This is a genomic window from Streptomyces griseorubiginosus, assembly GCF_017614965.1.
GTDB lineage: Bacteria > Actinomycetota > Actinomycetes > Streptomycetales > Streptomycetaceae > Streptomyces > Streptomyces griseorubiginosus_B.
Genome location: NZ_WVUG01000434.1, coordinates 1 through 5,883, shown reverse-complemented (window position 1 = coordinate 5,883; position 5,883 = coordinate 1). Strand labels below are relative to the sequence as shown.

Annotated in this window: 8 protein-coding genes and 1 pseudogene; 2 read left to right on the top strand and 7 right to left on the bottom strand. The window is 66.8% G+C overall.

Annotated features, from left to right (window positions below; genetic code table 11):
- Positions 1 to 109: 109 nt before the first annotated feature.
- From GRC12_RS46135 to GRC12_RS41110, 7 genes and pseudogenes are all read right to left on the bottom strand, one after another.
- Positions 110 to 439 (bottom strand): annotated as a pseudogene (locus tag GRC12_RS46135) (hypothetical protein); the annotation flags it as partial.
- A gap of 81 nt (positions 440 to 520) precedes the next feature.
- Positions 521 to 745, bottom strand: a complete 225-nt coding sequence (locus GRC12_RS41135; protein ID WP_208785557.1) for a DUF397 domain-containing protein — start codon at positions 743 to 745, stop codon at positions 521 to 523.
- Between the two features lie 95 nt (positions 746 to 840).
- Positions 841 to 1,065, bottom strand: coding sequence for a DUF7848 domain-containing protein (locus GRC12_RS41130; protein ID WP_250404821.1), 225 nt, complete (start codon positions 1,063 to 1,065; stop codon positions 841 to 843).
- A 233-nt stretch (positions 1,066 to 1,298) separates the two neighbouring features.
- The gene (locus GRC12_RS41125) at positions 1,299 to 2,129 is read right to left on the bottom strand and encodes a helix-turn-helix domain-containing protein (protein ID WP_308286742.1); all 831 of its coding nucleotides are present in this window, start codon (positions 2,127 to 2,129) and stop codon (positions 1,299 to 1,301) included.
- A complete protein-coding gene (locus GRC12_RS41120) occupies positions 2,126 to 2,650 on the bottom strand; it encodes a DUF6879 family protein (RefSeq protein WP_208785555.1) in 525 nt (174 codons plus the stop codon). Before GRC12_RS41120 ends, GRC12_RS41125 begins: the two co-directional genes overlap by 4 nt.
- Positions 2,634 to 2,825, bottom strand: coding sequence for a hypothetical protein (locus GRC12_RS41115; RefSeq protein ID WP_208785554.1), 192 nt, complete (start codon positions 2,823 to 2,825; stop codon positions 2,634 to 2,636). Before GRC12_RS41115 ends, GRC12_RS41120 begins: the two co-directional genes overlap by 17 nt.
- Before the next feature lie 405 nt (positions 2,826 to 3,230).
- On the bottom strand, positions 3,231 to 3,788 hold the full coding sequence (locus GRC12_RS41110; protein ID WP_244374551.1) for an acyl-CoA thioesterase: 558 nt from the start codon (positions 3,786 to 3,788) through the stop codon (positions 3,231 to 3,233).
- 119 nt (positions 3,789 to 3,907) lie between these two features.
- Between GRC12_RS41110 and GRC12_RS41105 the strand changes: the two genes are divergently transcribed.
- Both GRC12_RS41105 and GRC12_RS41100 read left to right on the top strand, forming a co-directional pair.
- Positions 3,908 to 5,212 (top strand): LCP family protein, encoded by a 1,305-nt coding sequence (locus tag GRC12_RS41105; RefSeq protein ID WP_208785552.1) that lies wholly within the window; start codon positions 3,908 to 3,910, stop codon positions 5,210 to 5,212.
- The gene (locus GRC12_RS41100; RefSeq protein WP_208785551.1) at positions 5,205 to 5,837 is read left to right on the top strand and encodes an HAD family hydrolase; all 633 of its coding nucleotides are present in this window, start codon (positions 5,205 to 5,207) and stop codon (positions 5,835 to 5,837) included. The genes GRC12_RS41105 and GRC12_RS41100 overlap by 8 nt, the downstream gene beginning before the upstream one ends.
- Positions 5,838 to 5,883 lie beyond the last annotated feature (46 nt).

Sequence of the window (5,883 nt, the reverse complement as noted above, 5' to 3'; positions counted from 1 at the left end):
CGAGCACGAGGTCACCACGGCGACGAGCATCAACGACATCGCCCGCGACCTCACCATCTGGATGGCCGCCCGCGGCTTCCCCGGACGGCCAACCAGACAGGTCACCGACTTCTAAAACACGCCCTAGGTGGGTGGTGTCTCGGTCCCGTTCCGCCGCGAACCGGGGCGCGTACTCGGCCAGCCGCTCACCGAGCCAGGTTGCAGCCTCCTTGGCTTCCTCCCATGTGCCACGAACGATGGAACGGGGCTTGATCAGCCAGTACGCCGTTTCAAGGGGCGGCAGGTCGACGGTCGGGAACTCCGCTGCGACCTCCCGGTAACGCTGGATCAGTTCTGGCCTGCTTCCGGCCGGGGGCGGCTCAGGATGTGGAGGTCGCCGCAGGGCCTCATTGTCGAAACGCTCTTTCGGGCCGGTCCATAGATAGCCGTGGTGGTGCACCAGTCGTTCCGTTCCGAGGAGTGCCAGCCGGGCCGGACCCAGAGACAGGAGGACCCGGCCCGGCTGGCGGGAGGGGGAGGCTCAGACGTTCAGGCCGAAGTGCGCCGGGTCGATACCGGCCGCGTCCAGTTCCTCCGTGGTGAACCGCAGCGGTTGGGCGTCCGGCCGCTTGCTGTCACCCAGGGCCCAGGCGTCGTCACCGATCCGCGCCAGGGTCACGCACCCTTCGGTGCAGGGGCCGCCGCATGCCTTCACGAACGACGCCCCGTTGATGTCGAGCGCGTACAGATCATTTCCGTCCAGCATCACTGCACCTTCCTGCTCAACTGATCACGGCCATGACTGACCGTCGCCGCCCATACCGGGCGGGAGTTCAGGGATTCCACCGCAGGGGCGGTGTCTCACTCGGCGCGAACGACCATGGCGAACGAGGTCCGGATGCGCCGGAAACCGGCGTGCCCGGACCGTCCCGTGTGGCTCATGCACTCCACGTCGACGGAGGCCGAGTCATCGGCGGGAGTCGCCTTCCAACCGCAGTGCAGACACTCGGCCTCGAACGTCACGTCCGTGTCGGGATGCTCGATGATCCGGTGCATGACGTACCGCATAGCCGCTCTGACGCTCACAGCCCACCCCTACGGCTCCGTGCGTTGGCTGCGGCGACTCTGCCGCTCAGTCCCGCTGACGGGCTATTCGGCGGGGGCTTGTAGTCAGGACACTTCGGGCTCCCGCACTCACACCGAGGCCAGCGCAGAGCCGAACTCGGCGCCAGGTCCGCGCCTTCGGGGCCGGGGTCGCTCTTCTGCACCATGCTGCCGCTCACCATGGCCCCCATCTTCGGCGGCCCACGATTGCGCCTCTAGCCTGTTTCCTGTTCCCGCAAAAAGTCGTTGCGGATGCTGTCGATCAGATCCCGCATTTCGTCGCCGGTCAGCGCGGCTCGCGCGAATCCTTCGAACTTATCAACGTAGAGACTCACATCTCGCGGGTCCGTAACGACGACTTCGGCATGGACGGTTTCAACCGTCACCATGCGGTCGTCACGGATGACGAAGGCATGATTTGCGATGTCATGTTGCTGAATTCGCAGAGGGACTACCCGGATGTCCACGTGGGAGAGCCGCGAAATGGAGACGATGCGATCAAGCTGAGCGGCCATCATCTGCGGTCGCACGATGCGCCAGCGCAGAACAGGTTCGGTGATGATGAACCGGAGCGACTTTGCGTTGTCGTAGAGAACCGCTTGCCGTTCGAGCCGCCCATTGATCGTTCGCGTGAGTGCGTCTTCACTCAGATTGTGCCGTTGCAGAATGGCCCTGATGTACTCGGGAGTCTGGAGCAGGCCCGGAACGAGCGCGGGTTGAAACAGCCGCAGTACAGACATCTGGGCTTCCAGAGCCTTGGCGGCCTGCTGGCCCTTGTGGACCCCGATCCGCTTGAGCAGGCGCCACGCCGTCGCTTCCGTCGCTGACGCGCGTGCGGCTTCCGCGTACTCCGCTTTGACCTCGTCCGAGACACCGATGGCGGTCAGGATGCGCTCTACGTCCGTCGCGCTGGGTGCCAGCTTCGCATTCTCGATCTTGGACAGCTTGGACGGAGACATGAGGGCGCTGCGGGCCACTGTTTTGGCTTCCTTGCCGGATGCCACTCGCAGCGCCCGCAGCGCGGCTCCAAGCTGTGCTCTGTTCACGTCCCGTACTTGGCCCACCATTCGGTGAACGATTCCGCGTGCGCGAGAGCCGCATCACGGTACCGCGTGAATTCCGCTGTCCGTTCCGGCGGTAGCACTTCCGATCCCAGGTACTTTCCGCTTCCGTCGTAGTTCATCACGGCCACGGCTTCGGAGTCGAAGAACCAGAAATCCGGAACGTTCTCCAGGGGGTTGGGTTTGTCGGTGATGTCGAGGATGAAGAACTCTTCACCCCCGCTCACATTCTTGTGGTAGCCCCAGCCGAGTTCGAACCTGAGATAGTCCGTGAGCGGGCGGGACAGGATATGGACCCGGTATACCCGCTTCCCCTTCTCTGTGTGCGAGCGTAGTTCTTCGATCCAGCCTGCGTTGTAGTCGTCTGGCTGTGCCTCCCCGGCCAGGAATGCCTGATAGGCGTCGACGCTCCCGGACTTGCTGTAGTCGTCCAGGGTCTCCAGCCGGAATGCCTCGCGTTCGAATGCCTCGAAGAGGTCGCCGAGGGTTCTAGATGAGGTTGTCACGGATGGCCTTCTGGATCAGTTCCATCGGGATCTCGACCAGGGTTTCGTGCGCGGGAATCTGAAGCCCGTGGTTGGTCGGCGTCTCGCCCTGTACCAGGAAGGTGCCGCGATCCGTGGCGTAGATCGTCGGGCAGTCCTTGATGTCGCACGTGCTGACCAGCTTGGTGACCTTCATGGTCTGGGTTCCCCTCTCCCGTGCCGCTGCCAGTACCCCGCCTCTGGGTTGATGCTCCCGAGGGCTGTGCGCACCGGTCAAGCGATCACGGTTGACGGAACGGGAAACCGCGTAACTTGCGTCGGGCCTGCTCGTATACCGCGCGACTGGCGGCGGGGCCTCCAGCGCGCCTCGGGCCTGCGCAGACTGTTGACGATCATGGGGAAATGCTGGGAGGCCCTCTCTAGGAGGGTCTTCGTGCAGGTCAGGGTCGTACGACCTGTAAAGCACGCAGATCTACGAGGGCACGAACCAGGTCCAGCGGATCGTCATGGCCCGCAACCTGCCGTAACACCCACACCCCGACGGCCCCCGAGGCCCCCGACGGCCCCCGGCGTCCTGCCGGGGGCCGTCGGGCGTCCGGGCTCAGTCGTCCAGGCCCTCCGCCGCCCGCTTCTCCCGCAGCTCCATGATCTCCCGGCGCCTGGCCAGGCGGTGGGTGCGGCGGATCTGGGCCTCCTGGTAGCGGCGCCTGTCCTTCTCGGTCTCCGGGAGCACCGGCGGCACCCGGCGGGGCCTGCCGTCGGCGTCGACCGCGGCGAACACGAGGTAGGCGGAGCCGACCTGGGTGGGCGGCGTCGACTCGTTCCAGCGCTCGGCGAGGACCCGGACCCCGACCTCCATGGAGGTCCGCCCGGTCCAGTTGACCTGCGCCTTCACATGCACCAGGTCACCCACCCGGACCGGCTCGAGGAACGCCATCTCGTCCATGGACGCGGTGACGGCGGGCCCCCCGCTGTGCCGGCCGGCCACGGCCCCCGCGGCGTCGTCCACCAACTTCATGATCACCCCGCCGTGCACGGTGCCCAACAGGTTGGTGTCGTTGTGCGTCATGATGTGGCTGAGCGTGGTCCGCGATGCCGAGGTGGGCTTGCCCGGGATATCCGCGCTGTCCGTTTCCACAACGCCGGCCTGGTCTGTCATGGCCTCCACCTTATGCCGACGTGACATCTGCGGACTTTGTGTTGGGTTCGCAACAGGCGTGCCCTGATTTTCCTACGACCCTTGTAAAGGACCTGGCCAGCACCGGCACACTAAGCCCCATGAATGATTGGCCCGAGGCATGGTCAGACGACAACCGCGGCAACCGCTACGGACGCGGCAGCGCGAGCGCACAGCCCGACCCTGCCCGCGTGATGCGGCAGGTCCGCCGGCCCGCCTCGGGCGCGTACGGGGGCTCCGGCCCGTCCGCGCCGCCGTACGGCGGCGGCGTGCCCCAGCAGCCCTCGTACCAGGGCGGCCAGGGATACGGCGACGACGCCGGTTATGACGGGTACGACAGCGGCTACAACACCGGCCACGTCTACGGGTCGCCGGGCGGCGGCGGACCGGGCGGTCCCGGAGGCCCCGGCGCGGTCCGGCCCCGGCCGAACTGGCGGCGCCGTATCAAGTGGACGGCGATCACCCTGGTCACCGTGCTGGTCGTGACGTCCGTCGCCACCTACTTCTGGGCCGACTCCAAGCTGCACCGGGACGTCGACCTGTCCAAGGTCATCGACCGCCCCGCGTCGGGCGACGGCACCAACTACCTGATCGTCGGCTCCGACAGCCGCGCCGGCCTGTCCGCCGAGCAGAAGAAGAAGCTGCACACCGGCTCCGCCGAGGGCAAGCGCACCGACTCGATGATGATCCTGCACGTCGCTGACAACGGCGACGACGTGCTGATCTCCCTGCCCCGCGACTCGAACGTGACGATCCCCTCGTACAAGGGGTCGACCTCCGGCAAGCTCTACCCCGCCACCGGCCGCCAGACCAAGCTGAACGCCGCCTACGCGGAGGACGGCCCCACACTGCTCGTCCGCACGGTCGAGGCCAACATGGGCCTGCACATCGACCACTACGTCGAGATCGGCTTCGCCGGCTTCGCGAACATCGTGGACGCGGTCGGCGGTGTGACCATCGACATCGACAAGGGCTTCAAGGACAAGTACTCGGGCGCCGACTTCAAGGCGGGCAAGCAGACGCTGAACGGCGAGCAGGCGCTGGCCTTCGTCCGCACCCGGCACGCCTTCGCCGCGAGCGACCTGCAGCGCACCAAGAACCAGCAGAAGTTCCTCTCCGCCCTGGCCCACCAGGTGGCGACCCCCTCCACCGTCCTCAACCCCTTCAAGCTGTACCCGACGATGGGCGCGGGCCTGGACTCCCTCACCGTCGACAAGGGCATGAGCCTGTGGGACCTGGCGTCCATGTTCTGGGCGATGAAGGGCGTCAACGGCGGCGACGGCAAGTCGATGAACATGCCGATCTCCGGCTCGGTCGGCGGCAACCTCGTCTGGGACAAGGCGAAGGTGAAGACCCTGGTGGACGAGCTCAACAACGACCAGAAGGTCACGGTCTCGGGTGACTGACAACAACAACGCCAGACCGCCCTTCGGGGCGGTTCTGTGCGACGTGGACAACGTCGTCCGCACCTTCGACTCCGCCCGCCTCGAGGCGCTGGAGCGAGCGGCGGGCATAGCCGAGGGCACGACGAAGAAGATCGCCTTCGCCCCCGGCATGGACCTTCCCCTGCTGCTCGGCGAGATCACCTCGCAGGAGTGGGCGGAGGCGGTGGCGGACGGCCTCGCCGGCCTGGTCCCCGAGCCGCAGACGGCGTACGAACTGGCCCGGGCGCTCCTGGAGTCCCCCTTCCACGCGGACGACGAGGTGGTCGCCCTGCTGCGCCGGGCCCGCATCCGCGTCCCCTTGATCCTGGTCTCCAACGCGGCCCTGGAACTGGAGTCCGACCTCGCCTCCCTCGGCCTGGCCGACCTCGCCGACCACGTCGTCAACAGCGCCCGCGTAGGCCTCGCCAAACCGGACCCGCGCATCTACCACCTGGCCGCCGACCTGGCCGGCACCACCCCCGACCGCTGTCTCTTCGTGGACGACAACGAGGAGAACGTGACAGCGGCCGAGGCCCTGGGCATGCACACGGTCCACTTCCACGAGCCGGCAGACCTGGAACGGGCCCTGCAGCCCCTGTTCACCTGACACCACCGAAGCGCAACCACATCCACCCCCGCAGCCCCCGACCCAC